The following is a 2,967-nucleotide window of genomic DNA, read 5'->3' on the forward strand; positions in this document are numbered from 1 at the left end:
CGACAACCAGATCAAACTCCGCGGCTTCCGCATCGAACCCGGCGAGATCGAAGCCACCCTCACCCACCACCCCACCGTCAAGGAAGCCGCCGTCATCGACGACGAACACGCGCGGCTGATCGCCTACGTCACGCCCGCGGACGCCATCGAGGCCAGCCCGGCCGACATCCGCAGGTTCGCGCAGGGCCGGCTGCCCGCGTACATGGTGCCGTCGGCGGTGGTGGTTCTGGACGCGCTGCCACTGACGTCGAACGGGAAGCTGGACCGCGGTCGCCTGCCGGTGCCGGAGTTGGGCAGGCCGGAACTGGACGTCCGCTTCGTGGCGCCGCGTGACGTGGTGGAGGAGGTCGTGGCGCAGGTCTGGTGCGCGGTGCTCGGCGTCGACCGGGTCGGTGTGCACGACGACTTCTTCGAGTTGGGTGGGCACTCGCTGCTGGTGATCCAGGTGATGGCCCGGATCCGGAAGATGCTCGGCGTCGAGGTGCCGCTGCGGGTGCTGTTCGACACCGCGACGGTCGAGGAGGTGGCCGCCCGCGTCCGTGCCGAACAGGGCAAGGGCCTCGGCCACGGGGCCCCGGCCCTTGAGCCGGTGGACCGGAGCGGACCGCTGCCGCTGTCGTTCGCGCAGCAACGCCTCTGGTACCTGGACCAGTTGATGCCCGACAGCGACTTCTACACCATGTGCGACGCCTACCGGGTCCGCGGCCCCCTCGACCTGGAGGCGCTACAGCGGGCGCTGCGGACGCTGGTCGAGCGACACGAGACGCTGCGAACAGCGTTCGTCGAGCGGGACGGCGTGCCCTACCAGGTCGTCTCTGCCCCCGACGCGCCGGTCGTGCGGCGGGCGACGCGGGTCGTGCGGATCGAGCCGCCCGCGCGGACCGAGGACGGCGTGCGGGACCTGGTGGCGGCGGAGGCACGCATCCCGTTCCGGCTGGCGGACGGCGCGCTGATGCGTGTGGCGGTGGCCCGGCTGGCCGACGACGACCACGTGCTGGTGGTGACCATGCACCACATCGTCTCCGACGGCTGGTCGGTCGACGTCCTGGTGGACGAACTCGGCCGCCTGTACCGGGAATACGTCACCGGCACCCCCGCCGCGCTCCCCCGGCTGGACATCCAGTACGCCGACTTCGCCGTCTGGCAGCGAGCCTGGATGACCGGCCCGGTGCAGCAGGAGCAACTCGCGTACTGGAAGCGAGCCCTGGACGGCGCGCCCTCGGTGCTGCGGCTGCCCGCGGACCATCCGCGTCCCGCCGTCCAGTCCCACCGGGGCGAGACCGTCGAGTTCCCGCTGCCCGCACCGTTGGTCGCGCGGCTGGAGGCGCTCGGCCGGGAGCAGGGCGTCACCCTGTTCATGACGCTGTTCGGCGCCTTCCAGGTACTGCTGGCGCGCTACAGCGGCCAGGACGACCTGGTCGTGGGGGTGCCGGCGGCGAACCGTACCCGCGCCGAGACCGAACCCCTGGTCGGCTTCTTCGTCAACACCCTCCCCGTACGGGTCCGCTGTTCGTCGGAGCTGTCGTTCCTCGAGTTGCTCGACCGGGTCCGCGAGGCCGCGCTGGGCGCCTTCGCCCATCAGGACCTGCCCTTCGAGACCCTGGTCGAGACGCTCGCGCCCGAGCGCGACCTCAGCCACAACCCCCTCGTCCAGGTCACCTTCCAGCTCCTCGACGCCCCCGACGAGAAGCTCGTCCTGCACGGCACGGACTGCTCCTCGCTCGGCTTCGGCGGCGTGACGAGCCGATTCGACCTGTCCCTCGACGTCGTCTCGGGCCAGGACGGGAAGCGGTGCGTGCTCACGTACTGCCCCGACCTGTTCGACCGGCCCCGCATGGACGTGCTGGCCGCCCACTACCTGACACTGCTCGGCGCGGCGGCGGACGACCCCGGCCTCCGAGTGGGTGACCTGCCACTGAGCGACGATGCCGAACGCCTGCGCCTGCTGGCCGGTTCCGGGTCGATGCACACGCCTCCAGCCGATCCTCAAGCGGATGCGGACACGGAGACGGTTCCGGACGCCTTCGCCGCGCAGGTGCGGGCGACACCGGACGCGCCCGCGCTGGCATACGGGGACACGACGCTGACGTTCGCCGAGCTCGACACCCACGTCTCCGGCCTGGTCGAGCAGTTGCTGCGCTCCGGCGTGGTGGCCGAGACACCGGTCGCGGTGTGCCTGCCGCGCTCCGCCGACAGCATCGTGGCCCTCCTGGCCGTCCTGCGGTCAGGAGGCGTCTACGTGCCTGTGGACCCGGAGTGGCCCGCCGGCCGCGTCGCCCACGTCCTCGACGAGGTCGCGGCCCCCGTGGTCATCACCCGCGACCTGCCGGCCGATCCCGGTCGCGTCCACCTCGACCCGCGACAGGCCCCAGGCGGCGGCTCGGCGCCCACGCCGCGCCTCCACCCCGACCAGGCCGCGTACATCATCTACACCTCGGGGTCCACCGGCGCCCCCAAGGGCGTCACCGTCCAGCATCGCTCCCTGCGCCACCTTCTGTGCCACGTACGGCGCATGGCGCAGGGCGGGCCCCGGCGGAACGTCGCACACACCACCGCGATGACCTTCGACCCGTCACTGGAGCAGTTCCTGTGGCTGGTCGCCGGACACACCCTGCACGTCGCACCGGAGGACGTGCGCCGCGATCCCGAGGCGCTGGTGGCTCTGGTGCGGCGGGCCGCGATCGACGTCCTCAACGTCACGCCGTCCCATCTGGGCGTGCTGATCGAGGCCGGGCTGCTGGAGGGCGACCGGGTGCCGGGAACGGTCCTGGTGGGCGGCGAGGCGGTGTCCGCGACGCTGTGGCGGACGTTGCGCGAACGGGGGGCCGCCACTCAGGCCCTCAACCTGTACGGCCCGACGGAAGCGACCGTGGACGCCACCTGCCACGACCTGTCCGACCCCGTCGACGTGCCCGTCATCGGCACCCCGCTGCCCAACGTCCGCCTCCGCCTCCTCGACGAACAACT

General features: G+C 72.1%; 1 protein-coding gene. It reads left to right on the forward strand.

What is annotated here, in order from left to right; all coding sequences use genetic code 11:
* Positions 1–2,967, forward strand: a 2,967-nt coding sequence (locus A3IG_RS0127835; RefSeq protein ID WP_018386870.1) for a condensation domain-containing protein, incomplete at both ends; no start/stop codon positions are given.

Source organism: Wenjunlia vitaminophila DSM 41686, assembly GCF_000380165.1.
Taxonomy (GTDB): Bacteria; Actinomycetota; Actinomycetes; order Streptomycetales; family Streptomycetaceae; genus Wenjunlia; species Wenjunlia vitaminophila.